14 protein-coding genes are annotated in these 15662 nt (G+C 43.3%); 2 read left to right on the top strand and 12 right to left on the bottom strand.

Going from position 1 to position 15662, the window contains the following annotated elements; genetic code table 11:
• Nucleotides 1-77: 77 nt before the first annotated feature.
• The gene (locus BR06_RS0104580) at nt 78-1073 is read right to left on the bottom strand and encodes a glycosyltransferase family protein (RefSeq protein WP_235727666.1); all 996 of its coding nucleotides are present in this window, start codon (nt 1071-1073) and stop codon (nt 78-80) included.
• A gap of 44 nt (nt 1074-1117) precedes the next feature.
• Nucleotides 1118-1471: a PilZ domain-containing protein gene (locus BR06_RS0104575; RefSeq protein ID WP_031480591.1), complete on the bottom strand. Its 354-nt coding sequence runs from the start codon at nt 1469-1471 to the stop codon at nt 1118-1120.
• Nucleotides 1472-1680: 209 nt separating this feature from the next.
• Here BR06_RS0104575 and BR06_RS0104570 point away from each other — a divergent pair, with 209 nt between their 5' ends.
• Nucleotides 1681-2253, top strand: a complete 573-nt coding sequence (locus BR06_RS0104570) for a DUF4136 domain-containing protein (RefSeq protein ID WP_031480589.1) — start codon at nt 1681-1683, stop codon at nt 2251-2253.
• A gap of 107 nt (nt 2254-2360) precedes the next feature.
• On the opposite strand, the gene BR06_RS0104565 is transcribed toward BR06_RS0104570, so the two are convergent.
• The 10 genes from BR06_RS0104565 to BR06_RS0104515 form a co-directional block, all read right to left on the bottom strand.
• Nucleotides 2361-3041, bottom strand: coding sequence for a hypothetical protein (locus BR06_RS0104565; protein WP_031480587.1), 681 nt, complete (start codon nt 3039-3041; stop codon nt 2361-2363).
• A 119-nt stretch (nt 3042-3160) separates the two neighbouring features.
• A complete protein-coding gene (gene btsR, locus BR06_RS0104560; RefSeq protein WP_031480585.1) occupies nt 3161-3871 on the bottom strand; it encodes a two-component system response regulator BtsR in 711 nt (236 codons plus the stop codon).
• Nucleotides 3849-5561 carry a sensor histidine kinase gene (locus BR06_RS0104555; protein ID WP_031480583.1) on the bottom strand — a complete coding sequence of 571 codons (1713 nt, stop codon included), beginning with the start codon at nt 5559-5561 and terminating at the stop codon, nt 3849-3851. Before BR06_RS0104555 ends, btsR begins: the two co-directional genes overlap by 23 nt.
• 117 nt (nt 5562-5678) lie before the next feature.
• Nucleotides 5679-7010: a TRAP transporter large permease gene (locus BR06_RS0104550; RefSeq protein WP_031480581.1), complete on the bottom strand. Its 1332-nt coding sequence runs from the start codon at nt 7008-7010 to the stop codon at nt 5679-5681.
• Nucleotides 7007-7510: a TRAP transporter small permease subunit gene (locus BR06_RS0104545; RefSeq protein WP_031480579.1), complete on the bottom strand. Its 504-nt coding sequence runs from the start codon at nt 7508-7510 to the stop codon at nt 7007-7009. Before BR06_RS0104545 ends, BR06_RS0104550 begins: the two co-directional genes overlap by 4 nt.
• A gap of 91 nt (nt 7511-7601) precedes the next feature.
• Nucleotides 7602-8675 carry a TRAP transporter substrate-binding protein gene (locus BR06_RS0104540; RefSeq protein ID WP_031480577.1) on the bottom strand — a complete coding sequence of 358 codons (1074 nt, stop codon included), beginning with the start codon at nt 8673-8675 and terminating at the stop codon, nt 7602-7604.
• A 165-nt stretch (nt 8676-8840) separates the two neighbouring features.
• Complete coding sequence (locus BR06_RS0104535; protein ID WP_031480575.1) at nt 8841-9725, bottom strand: DMT family transporter; 885 nt, start codon at nt 9723-9725, stop codon at nt 8841-8843.
• Between the two features lie 269 nt (nt 9726-9994).
• Nucleotides 9995-11923: an ATP-binding protein gene (locus BR06_RS19615; RefSeq protein ID WP_051676925.1), complete on the bottom strand. Its 1929-nt coding sequence runs from the start codon at nt 11921-11923 to the stop codon at nt 9995-9997.
• Between the two features lie 7 nt (nt 11924-11930).
• Nucleotides 11931-12953, bottom strand: coding sequence for an ABC transporter substrate-binding protein (locus tag BR06_RS0104520; RefSeq protein WP_031480571.1), 1023 nt, complete (start codon nt 12951-12953; stop codon nt 11931-11933).
• 10 nt (nt 12954-12963) lie between these two features.
• On the bottom strand, nt 12964-13986 hold the full coding sequence (locus BR06_RS0104515; RefSeq protein ID WP_031480569.1) for an ABC transporter substrate-binding protein: 1023 nt from the start codon (nt 13984-13986) through the stop codon (nt 12964-12966).
• A 444-nt stretch (nt 13987-14430) separates the two neighbouring features.
• Between BR06_RS0104515 and BR06_RS0104510 the strand changes: the two genes are divergently transcribed.
• Nucleotides 14431-15618 (top strand): anaerobic nitric oxide reductase flavorubredoxin, encoded by a 1188-nt coding sequence (locus BR06_RS0104510; protein WP_031480567.1) that lies wholly within the window; start codon nt 14431-14433, stop codon nt 15616-15618.
• Nucleotides 15619-15662 lie beyond the last annotated feature (44 nt).

Raw genomic sequence — 15662 nt, 5'->3', positions numbered from 1 at the left:
GGCGATAAATATTAAAACCCCGGTGAAGATTATCTTCACCGGGGTTTTTCTGTGCGTCGTTAAGAAGGGCTGGTTCGTTAATCTTTAGCGGCTTTTAAATATATTGATTTAAGTTTATTATCGTCGATGGCTTCGGCCCAATGCAGGTAGATACTTTTCATAAAACTTTTGCGAAGTGTAGGGGCTGCAGAAAGTCGATCACTGACAGCTTTTTCAGTGTCCATATCTATAATCAGATTATGAAGAATTCCCGCGCGGTGTATGATTCGGTGGGAAGATTCAATTAGATCATTTCCCTGCTTTGCTATGCGTATTCTACGCTCGTCATCATTAAGTAGTCCCTGCAATTTTTCAACAAGGTCTGGAGCATCATTGGGCTTGTATGTGACAAGGTGTACTCCGTCTTTGAATATATCATTTAAGCCGTGTTCAATGTACGGTGTTAGTAAGCATGAACCGCAGGCAAGAGCTTCGAATACTCTGAAATTTAAGTCCCCGCGTTCTGCAATATTGAGAACCACTTTAGCTTTAGGAAAAAGCTTACGGTATTCACCTTGAGTAACATGAAGATCCGGAACAAGTTTCGCGACTTGGTCAAGAAAAAACATTCGTTCGGGAGTTAGTTCTGGATCAACTTTACCGACGAATAGTAGGTCCCATTCTTTTTCCATTTGGACGGGTATATCATTATCCATGACTACTGGCGGAAACCAAATGAGGCGAGATTCGGGTAAGCGCGGAGTAAAAAGGTCTAGGTGATCTTTGAGACTGACGAGGCAGATGTCAAACCCTTGAGCATAAAGTGGATACCAGCTGTGAATATGGGTATCTATGCAATAGAAGACTGTAAGGCAGGGGAAAGATTCCACACCGGCTAAAGGCGGCGCTATGGATCTATCTGCGTAAAGGACTATGTCAGGAACTGATCCAGTCTTCTCTAAAATGTCGTCCCATGTGAATACCTGCTGACCGCGGATAGGAATGTGGGTTGTTTCATAGCCCAGTTGATCCATACCTGTCCTGAAGAAGGTGTTGCCTATCCACGCAATTGTTTTATTTTTTTTTATGTTCACAGTTGGGAACGTAGCAACTTATGAAGGCATAATAAAGTAATGAGTTAAGCTTTCAGCATTTCGCGTATGTGGCATTCATCGATATCAAGTGAAGGGGTAAATTTAAGTCCAATGTGATTATTGTCCTTCCAGATAGTGACTCCCTTTTGGCTGCTTAGAAAACCAATGCGATCATTAAAAATGCAACCGCGGATGAATATCTCATCGCTGAGATTAAGTTTTTCATTATCATCATCGCAATTTAGCCTAAGTTTCATGCCTTTAGCTGAAATATCCAGTATAGTAATATCTAAATCTGTCGAGCATGAAGAAGCCGAGATGTCACATTGTCTGAATAAGTCATTCATATTGGTGAGATCTATTCTGCTTGAATCGCGTCTTTCGTGTAATTTGTTCATTATTCCTCCAATTGAAGTGCTTTTATTTAGAATTATTTTTCCATAGAAGTGTATTATTTTTTTGTTTTGGCTCTGTATATCTCTTTCATTCCTTGGCTAAAGCAGATAAAGCAGCTAAGAAGGTGTGATGAGTTGATTACTGCTTTAAGCTTGCTAAGTCACTAGATAGAGTCTGGTTTCGTATAATTTTTATTTTTCAGGAGTCCGGGGTGCAGAAGTTATTATTGGTAGTGATGTTATTTGTTATGAGTCTTTCAGGTTGTGTCTATGTTGACATGAACATACAGAATAAGCCTACTCCCGGGCTAGATTTTAAGACGGTTCACACTTTTGCATATAAGAAAGCAGATGATTCGAAGAGCACTCTTGAGACTGTTTTGCTAGAAGCGGCCAGAGTTGAACTGGAAGCTAAAGGTTTTGCTTACGATTCTGAGAATCCTGATTTTCTAGTGATTTTAAATTTCGGATCAAAGTCAGTTATCGAGAGGGGTGTTACTTATACCCGCGATGCTAATAACTACGATTTGCTTCACAATACTTATGCCAATATTGGTGTTGTTAAAACTGGCGATGAATCCAGAAATGACAACACTGTAAGGGTGTACATGGTCACTCCAGAAAATGAGGAACTAAGAACTTACCTTTGGCGCGGAAGCGCAACTAGTAATGACCAGGATGGATTGGGAATTGTTGGTAAATGTCTTGTTAAAGGCGCTCTGCTTAAATTTCCAGAAGCCAGCGGTGACTTTCGCGAAAAGATTCGCCTTGGAACATGTGAATAAACAGATATTATTTAGTACGTTTAAAGCCCCCGAAAGCAATGCTTTCAGGGGCTTTTTTTATGGGAGGCGGACAACTTCGATTAAATGAAACAGTCTAAGTCTGCGGTCTAGAGAAATCCTTTAAGAACTTCAGCTAATTTGCCTGCAGTCTGGACTTGCTCAGGGCCGTGCTCCATTATGAATGGCAGTATCTTGTCTGAGTAATCACCAAGGTTTTCTAGTAATCCAACATTTAGGTTCTTTGCGGAAGGCGAAGCGATAAAATCTTTGATTTCCGCGTAGAGAGTTTTTGCTTCCATGACTGAAGTATTTCCAGAAGAATAAGCGCCTGATGCATTGTTGTAAACTGACTGGGCCTTTTCTAAGCTTGTTGGATCTGTGAAAATCTTAGTGAGTCTACCCGTAAGATCCATACCGTCCATTTCAGAACCCATACTTTTAGATAATGAGGTCATTTCCATTAACTTGGTAAGTCCAGTGGCGGAGTCAAATGAATCCGCGCCAACAACATGCTGAGTAGGATTAATAAGCGACATAGTTGTGCTTTGGGCGCTGATCAGCTGCTCTGTGGAACCTGCGAAGCCGTTGTAAACGCTTTTCGCTCGGTTTAAGAGGCTTGCACCGTCCGCTGAAGCTTGAGCTGTGTCTGATGCTGTTTTAATAGAGTCAGCAGATGAGGACAAATCTTCTAAACCAAAAGCGTTTGCATTGGAAATCTGAAATAGAAGGCAGGATAAGGCCACGAAAGATATTAATAATTTTTTGAAACAGGCAAGGTAGTTTTTCATAAAAGCACTCCATTTTTTTATAGTAGATACAAGATATACTTAAAAGATCATATTTTTACCATTAGAAATAGACAGGAAGTGATAAAAAAAAGGCATGCTGGGGGATATAATCTGACTAGTTAAAGTAGTAACATACTCTTGAGTTTTTTGAGATACATGCGGCTGACTGGAACAGAGCCTCCCGAAGAAGTTGTGATAACTCCCAGCCCGTTTTCAAGTAGCGCGATTTCATTAATGAAATCCATATTAACTAGATATTGCTTGTGGCAGCGAATGAGGCCGGTTCGTTCTTCGAGGACCTTGAGGGTAATGTCTGTGTAATATTCATCTTCGCTTGTAACTAAGTAGTGCCCCCTTGCTCCAGCCGAAACGAATTCTACCTTATCCAGTCCAATCAGCTTAATGCGTTTTCCGATGAGGCAGGGGATACGTTTGATAGGTTCAGCTTCAAAAGCAACAGGCTGTGCGGTGACGAGAAGTTCTTTTAACTTAGCAACGGTTTTGTTGATGCGTTCGATTGATACTGGCTTCAAAATATAGTCGAGAGTTTTTTCTTCGAAAGCTTTGAGGGAATATTCATCGTATGCTGTTACGAATACGACGTGAGGCATTATGTCCTGATTGACCATACTGAGTAGCTCAAATCCGTTTACCATTGGCATCTGGATATCTAAAAAAACAACATCCGGACGATGCTGGTTTATGGCTTTTAAGGCGTCAAAAGCGTTTTCGCAGGAGTCGACAATTTCAACTTCGCCTGTTTCGCTTAGCAGCGCTTCCATTTCTTCTCGTGCATGTCTCTCGTCATCAATGATCAGTACTCTTATCACTCCGGCATCCTCGCTCAGGAAGTTTGACGGTAACCGTGGTTCTCTCGTCGGGCACACAGTCAACTTCTAGCCCGTATTGGTCACCGCAAAGGTTCTTAATACGTTTTTCCACAATATTCATGCCGAGTCCAGTTGTGTCCCACTCTCCGCAATTCCCAGCATTGTCTTCAATTGCGATGATGGTCATGCCGTCCATGCTTTTAGCAGAAATTTTAACTGTACCGGGCGTGATCATGTCAGAAATACCGTGCTTGATGGAATTTTCAATCAAGGGCTGGAGTGTGAAAACCGGCATTTTAACATTCAATAGTTTGGGATCGATATCCATAATTATGTTTAGCCTGTCTTCGAAGCGAGCTTTTTCAATAACAAGATATGAATTAACGTGATTCAGTTCATCTTCGAGAGTGGCAAGGTCGCCTTTTCTCTTTAGATTTGTACGGAAAAAGTTGGAAATATGTAACAGTAATTCGCGAGCTCGATCTGAGTCTCTGCGTAAAATAGCAATGATCGTATTGAGCGCATTGAATAGAAAATGCGGGTTAATCTGAGCCTGAATGAGCTTGAGCTCCGCCTCAATGAGTAAACTTTTTTGTTCGTTATACCTAGCGTAGAGTAGCTGGTTGGAGAGCAGATTGGTGATGCCTTCTCCAAGCGTTTTATTCATGGTCAGGAAAATTTTATCTTTAGGCTCGAATAGATTTATGGTGCCGATGACCTCGTTATCAAAGCGGAGCGGAACCGATAATATGGATCCCAGCGGACAATTATCAGACAGCGCACATTTCCACTGCTTTTTTGACCCGTCCACAAATATGATGCGGTCTTCGCTGATAGCCCGAATAGTTTCAGGTGAAGTTAAATTAATCCCGACAGTGTGGTGGTCATTTCCTAAGCCTCGAAAAGCAAGCACCTTATCGCGGTCTGTAATGGCGACAGCTCCGACGCCTGTTTCATGGTGGATAACTTTTGCAAGCTTATCAGCTGTATCTTCGTTGAATCCTTTGCTTAGTATAGAAAGCGTTTTGTCTGCGATTCTGAGCGCTTTATTTGAGAAAATTACACCGAGTTTATCGAACATGCTTTTCTGGTCGCGTATGATGCTGACAAATATGGCGGAACCGCAACTATTAGCAACGATCATTGGCAGGTAGATAACTTGAACAAGGGCCAATGCTTCAGTGTAAGGTTTTGCTGTCGCCAAAATTGTCAGCATTTGAACTATTTCGGCTATAAATGTGGCGAAGAAAGCTATTTTGGGGCTGAGAAGTTTTGACTGCTGGTTGTTTCGAATTAGATAAAGGTGAAACAGTCCTCCGATCAATCCTTCAAGCGTTGTGGAAATTCCGCAGGATACGGCTGTGAATCCGCCGAGTGTCATGCGGTGCAGACCGGAAGTAAGCCCCACGGCTGTGCCAAGCACGGGACCTCCGATGATTCCAGCAAGAACGGCTCCGATTGCCCGTGTGTTCGCTATAGCGTCGTTAATAGGGAAACCGAAATAGGTTCCCATTATAGAAAATGTAGAGAAAACGACATATAGGATAATCATCTGTTTAGGGCGCAGATCTCCAATATTGAAAGTACGAAATACTGGTGATTTTGTGAACAGATACGCGATGACAAGGAATACGGACATTTGCTGTAGCAGCATGAAAATATTGTGCTGGGTAAAAAGAAGGGTATCCATATTCTGTCCGTGCCCATTTCCCGTGTTAGCTTTAGTCGAGTCTGGAAGTATGCGGTTTTAAAAAGCCTGAAGATGGAACTTGATTTCAAGTTCCATCTTCAGGTTAGAGTCAATTAACTATTGGAGTCCATATATTGCGGGGAAGATAACGATAGATGCCAACACCAGTAACTGGATGATAATAAATGGCACTACCCCTCGATAAATGTCGGTCGTTCGAACCTCGGGCGGACAGACTCCTTTTAAATAAAAGAGCGAGAATCCGAAAGGAGGTGAAAGGAAAGACGTCTGGAGGTTCATCGCGATGAGAATAGCATACCACAACGGGTTGATGCCAATTGCTTCTGCAATAGGAAGCAGAATTGGTACAACGATGTATGATATTTCGATGAAGTCGATGAAGAACCCGAGCACCATAATAGCAGACATGGACAAGATGAGGAATCCCCATTTTTCGCCCGGTAAGCCCATCATGAATTCTTCAACCATATAGTCAGCGCCGGTGTAGACGAAAACCATGGAGAAGGCGGTGGCACCAATAAGGATAGCGAAAACCATAGCTGTGATTTTAACTGTCTCAAGCGATGAATCTATAACAACATCCCAACTGAGTCTTTTAAACATAGCAGCAAGTACCATTGCACCTAGTGCGCCGACAGATGCAGATTCCGTTGGTGTCGCAACACCCATAAAGATGGAACCAAGTACCATAATGATCAAAGCCAGAGGAGGTACGATGGCTATGATCGCCCGCAGTACAGCCCCTTTTTTTAATTCTTCAGGAATAATAATTTCTGGAGCAGCATCTTTGTCAATTATGGAAATGACTATGATGTAAAGGATGTAGCAACCAACTAAAACTAGGCCCGGCATAAGTGCCGCCTGGAACAGGTCGCCTACTGGCTGCTGGAATACATCTCCCAGAATGATAAGTACAATGGATGGCGGAATAATCTGGCCAAGTGTTCCGGCCGCACAGATAGTACCTGTGGCCAGTTTTTTGGAGTAGCCATGTTTGAGCATGACCGGCAGAGAAATTACACCCATAGCAACAACGGAAGCTCCAACAACACCAGTGGAAGCTGCAAGCAGGGTCCCGACAAGTACAGTACTGATTGCTAGTCCGCCGCGCAGTTTACCGAAAAGGATCCCCATAGATTCGAGTAGGCGCTCTGCAAGCTGTGATCTCTGAAGGATAAGTCCCATCAGGATAAACAGCGGAATCGCCATTAGAATCGTGTTGGTCATGATGGAGTAGATACGGAATGGCATCATAGAGAACATGCTGCCGAATTCTTCAGCTACCATCATGAAAGAAGGATCAGGCATCATCTCAACAAAAGCTGCGATGGCTCCGAAAACAAGGGCCACAGAACCGAACGTGAAGGCCACAGGATAGCCTATGATTAATGCTGCAAGGGCGGCAGCGAACATGACTAAACCTGTCATAGTTTCGCCTCCTTGTATTTTCTGATATTTGTAAGAACGAATCCGAGTGCACTATACAAAAGGAATACGAAAGAGAGAGGTATCATGCTTTTGATTATCCAGCGGAAAGGTAGGCCACCTGGATCTTCGGAAATCTCGTTTGATACGAATGCGTCCTGAACGTATTCAAAAGAACCGAAAAGGATCAGCAGTGCTAAGGGAACAAGCATGAATACCGTCCCCCAAATGTTAATCATGGCTCTTTTTTTAGGGCCAAGACGGTCGTAGATGAAGTCGACGCGGACATGAGCATCATGTTGAAGCCCAACTCCCATCCCGAAAAGAATGATAATCGCGAAAAGATGCCATTCCATTTCCTGCATGCCAACGGAACTGGCGTGGAAAGTGTATCGCATCATAACGTCAAAGGAGACGTTGAGAACCATGAGAATCAGCACGCCCGCAAGCGCCAGTCCCACATAGTCGACAGAGCGACGAATAAAATTTTCTAATTTTTGCATTGTACTCTCGGTATTTTCAGATGGCGTAAATAACCGCCCCGTCCTGTAGGGGGACGGAGCGGCAATATATTCGCCTTAGAGGATCATTACTCTACTTTTCAAGTTCCATAGAAGTCTTGATGTAGTTGTATTCAGAGATTGCGGTCCATGCACGAGCTTTCTTCATGTAAGCGCGCTGTGATTCGAGTACTTCTTTGAAGAATGCATCTTTAGCAGCGTATGCGTCATAGATTTCGTTAGCAGCTTTTTTCATAGCTTTGAGAACTGGCATTGGGAATTCTTTAACCTTGATGTTAGGGAATTCAGTCTGCATTTTGTCCCAAGCGTCGATGCTACCAGCGTAGTTTTCAATGTACATATCCATGGAAGATGCTTTCATCGCAACTTTGAGGATAGCTTTGTATTCAGCTGGAAGCTTTTCGTATTCACGCTGGTTAACGATGAACTGAAGCTCAGTTGCTGGCTCATGCCAACCTGTGTAGTAGTAAGGTGCGATTTTGTGGAAGCCCATCTTGATGTCCATTGCAGGTCCAACCCACTCAAGAGCGTCGATAGTACCACGATCAAGTGATGTGTAGAGTTCGCCGGAAGGGATGTTAGTTACGTTAACGCCGAGTTTAGCGAAAACTTCACCAGCAAGGCCGGGAATGCGCATTTTGAGACCTTTGAGGTCTTCAATTGAGTTGATTTCTTTCTTGAACCATCCGCCCATCTGCACGCCGGAGTTACCACCGGGGAAGCTGAGGACTTTGTATTTAGAGAAAGCTTTTGCCATAAGTTCCATACCGCCGCCGTAGTACAACCATGCGTACTGCTCGTCAGCGTTCATTCCGAAAGGAACTGTGCAGAAAAATACGGTGCTGATGTCTTTGCCTTTCCAGTAGTAAGCAGCACTGTGGCCGATATCGTACTGGCCGCCTTTAACCATGTCGAGGATACCTAGAGCAGCTTTGTGCTTTTCGGAGCCTTCAACGCGGATAACAAAGTTACCGCCACTCATTTCTTCGACCATTTTAGCCATCTGGATTGGTGCAGATGCGAAAGGTGTCAAAGTGGATGACCATGTCATGGCCAGTTTCCATTTAACTTTCTTAGCTGCGAATGCAGGGCTGGCCATCAGGCACAACATTGTGAAAAATACGAGAACCTTAATCTTAGACTTCATTCCAAACCTCCATGGTATGAAAGGGGGGAGTGCCCCCTTTGTGTTTGTTCTCTTCTATATGAAGCTCGCTTTAAGCGATACCATGGAAAGTTTATTAGGTCGTATTATTTGCTAAGTGGTAGCATGGAGGTGGTGACTGGTTTTGGCTTAACTCCGGAAAAGCGGTTATCTCCGTTTAAGCATATAAACACCGACAAAAATCAATGCTGTCGCTAAATAATCAATCAGCTCAATCGGCTCTCCAATGATCACAGCGCCGATCAGCAAAGCGACTAGTGGCGGTATGTATGTGACAGAAGATGCCGAGACTGCGCCAAGCGTGGAAACGATGTAATAGTATATTATGTAGGCTAGTCCTGTACCCAGAAGCCCGAGGCCCACGACTAGTCCAATTGCTGCGTTATAGTTGCCCCAAATATTTCCTATTCCGTCATAGCTGGTAGTCGCGGCTAGCAGTATCATGGCGAAACCAAGCTGGTAAGTTGTCAGTGCTGATGCTGGAATGTTTAGCGGCGTAATAAACTTTCTAGCATAAACAAAAGAAGCTCCGACGCTGAGTGATCCCGCTATCATATATAATACTCCCTCAAAATTGGAAGATAGCAAGCTGTCTCCCGAAGGGCGCGCGATGATTACGACTCCTATAAAACCAATGACGATGCCGAGAATTTTCATAAGCGAAGGTTTTTCTTCGGGTATAAAAATGATGGCGAGTATGAATGCGAAAAGAGGGATAGATCCGCTGAGCGCTCCGGCTAATCCAGAAAGAAGAAGGGACGCGCCTTTGGCGAAACTATAGTAATATAGTGTTGTCGCAAGTAGGGCCATCACAATGAAATGAACAGAGTGTTTCAGATGGGCTATGCGTAGAGATTTCTTGAAAAGTGCATATGCTAAAATCGGTAGAAACCCGAATAGAACGCGGAAGAACACAATCTGCGCAGGAGATATAAGCTCGGATGCAAGCTTCATATATATGAAGTTGCTGCCCCATATTGTGCCGAGCAGTATGAAAGCTATTACGGGGATATTTTTAGTAATATTTGGCATGTCCAACCTTATAATGAAACTGTGCTGAGTGATCGCGGCGGTGCTGAATATCGAGGGGTGAGGCTATCTTTGATGAGATATCATGGTCAAGCTGTCTTTTGTGAAGGTAAAGCAGCTTGCGTTAAAAATAAGAAAAGGTTGTCAATTTGTGGGATAGAGGTGTTGATATTTCAACGAAGAAGATTGTCGCAAAGGAAGGAATGTTGAATAATGCCACGACTCTTGAGGTCAACTTTGTGAGGATGGAAGAATACGATTTTTTAGGTGCTTTATAATGGCAACCGAACTGTAAAGGTTGTTCCTTCTCCTTCGGTTGAATCCATATTAATGGAGCCGTTGTGTTTTTCGATTATCGCATATGCGATGGCTAGCCCTTGCCCGGTCCCCTTGCCAATCTCTTTGGTGGTGAAAAAAGGATCATAAATACGATTCTTGATCCCCTCAGGTATACCGCAGCCAGTGTCTTTAACAGACAAGACTAGTTCATTGTTATGATGTTGAGTAGAAATTGTAATTCTTCCTTTTCCCGGACTACCTTCGACTTTCTGGGAAATTGCATGTGATGCATTTACCAGCAAATTCAACAAGACTTGATTGATCTCCCCATGATTACAACTGATGTAAGGAAGGTCCTCTGCAAGATCCAACTCAACGTCAGACACATACTTCCATTCATTCTTCGCGATAGCGACCGTATTCTTCACTGTTTCATTGAGGTCGATTGCTCTAATGCTATTAACATCAGGATGTGCGAATCTTTTCATGGCTTGAACAATTGTCGAAACTTGGTTTACACCGTCTATGGATTCTGTCGATGCTGGCTTAAGCTCCTGAAGAAGTTCTAGGGCTTCTTTCACAATAGATACGGCCTCTGCCGCCTTCGTGTCATCGTACTCTTGTAGCCCTTGCTTACAAACATGGAAAGCTTCTTCTAGTTCGGAAAATGCTCCCTTCATGAATTTAAGATTACTACCTATATATTGGAGAGGAGTATTGATCTCATGAGCAATGCCAGAAGCGAGTTGCCCTACTGACTCAAGTTTTTGGGCCAGCGCAAGCCGCTGTTCCATTTCCTTGCGTCGAGTTATGTTTTGCGCTGCACCGTACAACCTTACAGCATTGCCGAAAGAATCTAATTCTACTTCACCATTTTTGTGTATATGTACAATTTCATCTGTATCAGGACGAATCACTCTATACTCTAAGGAGAAGGGGAGTCCTTGTTCCACAGATTTTGAGACAGCCTTACTTATTGATTGTAGGTCATCAGGATGCGCAATTTTAAGAACTTCATGCAAAGACAAATTGGGATTTGATAATCCATGAATTCGTAACCAATTGTCAGAACAGGTCCAGGAATCACTTTGAATGTCCCAGTTCCATGCGCCTAGATCCGCGAGTCTCTCTGCTTCCAACAATATAGCCCTACTTTGTGTGAGATCGGTTTCTCTGAGTTGAATCTCTTCCACCATATCTTCTAGACTACGCGCTAAGGCGCCCAATTCATCTCTTGAATTAATTAGAATACTTGCACGAGAATTCCCTGCTGCAATATCTTGAGCCGAGCGCTCCAATATACCTATGGGGTTCGTTATGAACCTCCGAGTCAAAAAGCCAATTAGAAGTGTGAGGGCAAGCCCTACAACAAAAACGGCTAGGATGGTTGCTTGGTAAATTGGTTTCAGATATTGTTCAGTTGTCTTCTCAGGAATGGTGTAACCAACAACCCAATCCCATTCGGCAAAATAGCGGGCTTCGCATAAGAGTAGAGTTGAGCCTTTCAAGGTCCCTTCAAACCGCATGTCCTCGGATTCTTTCAGGTCTTTCATTACAACTCTTGCCTGTTCATCCGTCAGAGGACAATCTGCATTATGACCTTTAATGTCAGATACGTCTGATGGAGAAAAAACAAAGAAATCTCCTTGAAAACGTTGACTTGAGGCCTGAATATCCTGACGAGCTTCACTTTTATATTTCTCTACAAAGTAGGCGATACCTTGCATGTCCGCTTTAATAACGAGATCGCTTCTACGTTTAACCTGATCGATAAACACATCGTCAAGTGCCAAGCGCATATACCTGTAGTTAGAAACTAGTAAGCCCTGCTTGGCTTCCAAGTACGTCCATCTCCCCAGCCCAACTATGGCGATGAGAATTATGGGTAAAATGAATACTACGAGTTTAGGTCCGAGTCTCATATTGGCCTCATTGAACGAAGTTGTCCTTTGCTAGTTCCATGATTTCCGATGGTATCACAAGCTTCATCTTTTTCGCAGTGGTCAGATTCAGCCCGATATCCATGTCCCCGGGTACCATCACAGGCAAAGAACCAGGATCGGCGCCATTCAGTATTAAATTTACATACTCTGCCGCGGCAATTGCACTCATTTGAGAATTTGGCGCAACACGTAACAAAGCTCCTTCTTTTAGCATGTTTTGGAAACGGGTAAACGCGAAAGGAACTGAGGAAGCTTTGACAAACATCTTTGCAGTCTGAGGTAATACAGCCATATACCCCCCTGGTTCCCACATGAAATCTACTTGTCCATTCAAAGAGCGACATGCTTGAATTGCGTCTTCAAGCATTGGCATTTCTCCCTCTTTTCCTGAGCGGAAAGGAATTTCCTTATATATGAATTGAACATTTGGCTTCCCTTCGGCTGCTTTTTTCAGACGCCTGACATCGCCCATTGCTGAAGGATAAGATGAGTAAACAACGCCAAATCGCAGTGGCCTTTTCTTTTTATAATTAGAAAGAACCTTCAGCATCATGTCGATAGTTGCTTTTTGAGTTACAGAATAGACAACTCCGGTCACATTGGTTTTAGAAGGTTCACCAATTTGTGAGACAATCCCAGAACCTACAGGGTCCGAGACGATCATAAAAACAATTGGGATGTTAGTTCCGCCAAGTAGTTCCACTGCAGCTTTGGTAGCATACGTTGCCACAGTCACTATAATATCTGGTTTCCCTTTTTCAATCTCCTTTTTTAAAAGCGCAATGGCATTATCGTAATTCCCTTCCGCATTTTTTCGGACAATAACTAAACCCTCTTTATGCGGGAACTCTAGTGTTTTCAGGTGGTTTAATAAAATATCCGTCCCCTCTTGTATAATAGGGGCTGTCATTGTCTCGAGCACTATTATCCTTTGGTGATCAGCATGAGCAATTCCAAATAACAGGAGCACAGACGCACACGAGATTAGTAATTTTTGTATAATTCGCATATAAACACCTTCACTTGACGTAGTTGTCTTTTGCAAATTCCATGATTTCAATAGGGATTACCAAATTTAAATTCTTCATAGTTGAAAGATTCAACCCGATGTCCATAGTCGGTGGTGCCTTTACAGGAATTGAGTCAGGGTTGGCTCCATGCCAAATGGAATCCACAATTTGAGCAGCAGCAACTCCACTCCCAACAATGCTGGGAACTATGCGGAGTAGAGCCCCTTTCTCCAATGATCGAATGTATCGAGTGAATCCAATCGGCACAGGAGAAGCTTTCGCAAATACTTCGGAAGATTGTGGTAATGCCCCCATGTAATCTGAAGGTTGCCACATGAAATCAACCTGCCCCTCGAGGGAACGCATGGCTTGAGCCGCTGCTTGGAGCATGGGGTCCTCTCCTTCCTTGCCGGGGCGAAAGGCTACCTTTTTAAAAACAAACTGAATATCGGGGTTATCCATCGCAGCTTCCTTTAATCTGCGAGCATCACCGACTGCGGAATGGTAGCCAGAATATACAACTCCAAAACGTAATGGCCTCTTCTTTGGGCAATTAGAAAAAGTCTTTAAAACCATTTTAATAATGGTCTTTTCAGACACCGAGAAGACAATACCTGTAATATTGGTGCCAGTAGGTTTGCCTACATCTTTAACGATACCAGAGCCAATCGGGTCGGAGACGGCTATGAAAACAATGGGAACGTTCGTATTTCCAAGGAGTTTTACCGCTGCTTTGGTAGCATATGTAGCTACTGAAACGACAAGATCAGGCTGTCCCTTTTCGAGTTCTTTCCTTAGGAGAGTCTCGGCGTTCTCCGCGTTGCCTTCCGCATTTAATCGAACGATCTGATAATCCTCATTACTTTGGTACCCAAGCGATTGCAGGTGATCCAGGAATGAGTCTGTCATATCCTGCACCAAAGGCGCTGTCATGGTTTCAAGTATAATAACCTTCTTTGGCTGTGCTTGAACAACGGCGCAACACAGACATAAAAGGATACATTGCAATAGCAATATTTTTAGAAGTCGCATTCACTCCTCCTTTGGAAAAAACATTCCCAAAAATAACACAGCACATTACTTATCAGAGCAAATATATTAGTCTGATTATGCTAATCTTAGGCATGTTTTCAATTATATGAAAAGTAGTTTCTATTTAAGATGATGACTCAAAGGGCCTGGTCTTGCTATGACAATCACGCGAAGTTCTGTCGATTTTGATTAGAACATCTCATGGCAAATGGTCTTTTGTGAATGCAAAGAGTCTAGCGTTAAAAATAAGAAAAGGGTTGTAGCGCATTGCTACAACCCTTATTGTCGTTGGTATTAAAGAGAAGAGGTTGAAGCTCCTCAATATATGTTTGCAAGGCCACTGCCCTCAGTTATGCGGAAGCAACAAGTGGGCATGTGTGAAGTTAAGGAGCTAGCTAAGGTCATGTGAATATTGCACAAAAGTAAACATAACTAGGAGAGGTCATGAGTTTCAAATTAACAGACAGCGTTACGTGGGTAGGTAAAATAGATTGGGCATTGCAGAAATTCCATGGCGAGGAGTATTCAACATTCAAAGGCTCTTCGTATAACTCTTATCTTGTTCGTGATGAGAAAACAGTCTTGATTGATACTGTTTACGGGCCATATGGCGCCGAATTTGTTGCCAACCTTGAACGGGAAATCGATCTTTCAAAGATTGATTACATTATTATGAACCATTGCGAGGTGGATCATAGCGGTGGGTTGCCAGAGCTGATGCGTCGCATTCCGGATGTTCCAATCTATTGCTCGGCTCAGGCTGTTAAAATTCTCAAAGGATATTACCACGCCGACTGGAATTACAAAGTAGTTAAAAGTGGTGACACGCTCTCTTTAGGAGAGAAAACTCTTTCCTTTGTCTCTGCACCCATGCTGCATTGGCCGGATTCCATGTTTACTTACATGGATAAGGAAAACGTGCTGTTCAGTAATGACGCTTTTGGCCATCATTTCGCGTCCGATTTGATGTACAACGACCTTGTCGATCAAGACGAGCTAATGCACGAATGCATCAAATACTATGCGAATATCCTAACGCCGTTCAACAAGCTGGTGACTAAAAAAATCAATGAGATTGTCGCAATGGAACTGCCTCTTGATTTCATCTTCCCCAGTCACGGTATTATGTGGCGGGAAAATCCGTTGCAGATTGTCCAAAAATATCTCGAATGGGCGGACGATTATCAGGAAGACCAAATCACCATCATATACGATACCATGTGGAACAGCACTCGGGATATGGCTGAGGCTATTGCTTCTGGCATTAGGCAGGCGAATAAGGATATAGTAATCAAAATTTACAATGTGGGACAGCGGGACAAAAACGAAGTTATCTCCGAAATATTCCGATCTAAAATGGTGGTGGCGGGGTGCTCTACCATTAATAAAGGAATCCTCTTCCACATGGCGGGTATGCTGGAAATGATCCACGGGCTTTCTTTTAAGAATAAGAAGGGAGCGGCATTCGGCTCTTATGGTTGGTCTGGGGAAAGTGTGAAAATGGTTTCAGATTCTCTAGAGAAATCGGGATTGGAAATGGTTGGCGATGGCTTGAAGGTCTTATGGAAGCCGGATAGTGCCGCCAAAGAAGAATGTGAAGCCTATGGACGACTTTTGGCTGAATCTTTGTAGATAAATTGGAGTTAATGATTCAAGCTGCTTTTTGGTGACGATTA

It is taken from the genome of Maridesulfovibrio frigidus DSM 17176, from assembly GCF_000711735.1.
GTDB lineage: Bacteria > Desulfobacterota > Desulfovibrionia > Desulfovibrionales > Desulfovibrionaceae > Maridesulfovibrio > Maridesulfovibrio frigidus.
The sequence above is the reverse complement of the archived record's forward strand: the minus strand, read 5'-3'. Positions and strand labels throughout refer to the sequence as shown.

Coding starts and splice junctions, on each gene's coding strand:
- BR06_RS0104510 (WP_031480567.1), top strand. CDS start 14,431: ATGAGTTTCAAATTAACAGACAGCGTTACGTGGGTAGGTAAAATAGAT.
- BR06_RS19615 (WP_051676925.1), bottom strand. CDS start 11,923: ATGAGACTCGGACCTAAACTCGTAGTATTCATTTTACCCATAATTCTC.
- BR06_RS0104540 (WP_031480577.1), bottom strand. CDS start 8,675: ATGAAGTCTAAGATTAAGGTTCTCGTATTTTTCACAATGTTGTGCCTG.
- BR06_RS0104550 (WP_031480581.1), bottom strand. CDS start 7,010: ATGACAGGTTTAGTCATGTTCGCTGCCGCCCTTGCAGCATTAATCATA.
- BR06_RS0104515 (WP_031480569.1), bottom strand. CDS start 13,986: ATGCGACTTCTAAAAATATTGCTATTGCAATGTATCCTTTTATGTCTG.
- BR06_RS0104545 (WP_031480579.1), bottom strand. CDS start 7,510: ATGCAAAAATTAGAAAATTTTATTCGTCGCTCTGTCGACTATGTGGGA.
- BR06_RS0104535 (WP_031480575.1), bottom strand. CDS start 9,725: ATGCCAAATATTACTAAAAATATCCCCGTAATAGCTTTCATACTGCTC.
- BR06_RS0104520 (WP_031480571.1), bottom strand. CDS start 12,953: ATGCGAATTATACAAAAATTACTAATCTCGTGTGCGTCTGTGCTCCTG.
- BR06_RS0104565 (WP_031480587.1), bottom strand. CDS start 3,041: ATGAAAAACTACCTTGCCTGTTTCAAAAAATTATTAATATCTTTCGTG.
- BR06_RS0104575 (WP_031480591.1), bottom strand. CDS start 1,471: ATGAACAAATTACACGAAAGACGCGATTCAAGCAGAATAGATCTCACC.
- BR06_RS0104555 (WP_031480583.1), bottom strand. CDS start 5,561: ATGGATACCCTTCTTTTTACCCAGCACAATATTTTCATGCTGCTACAG.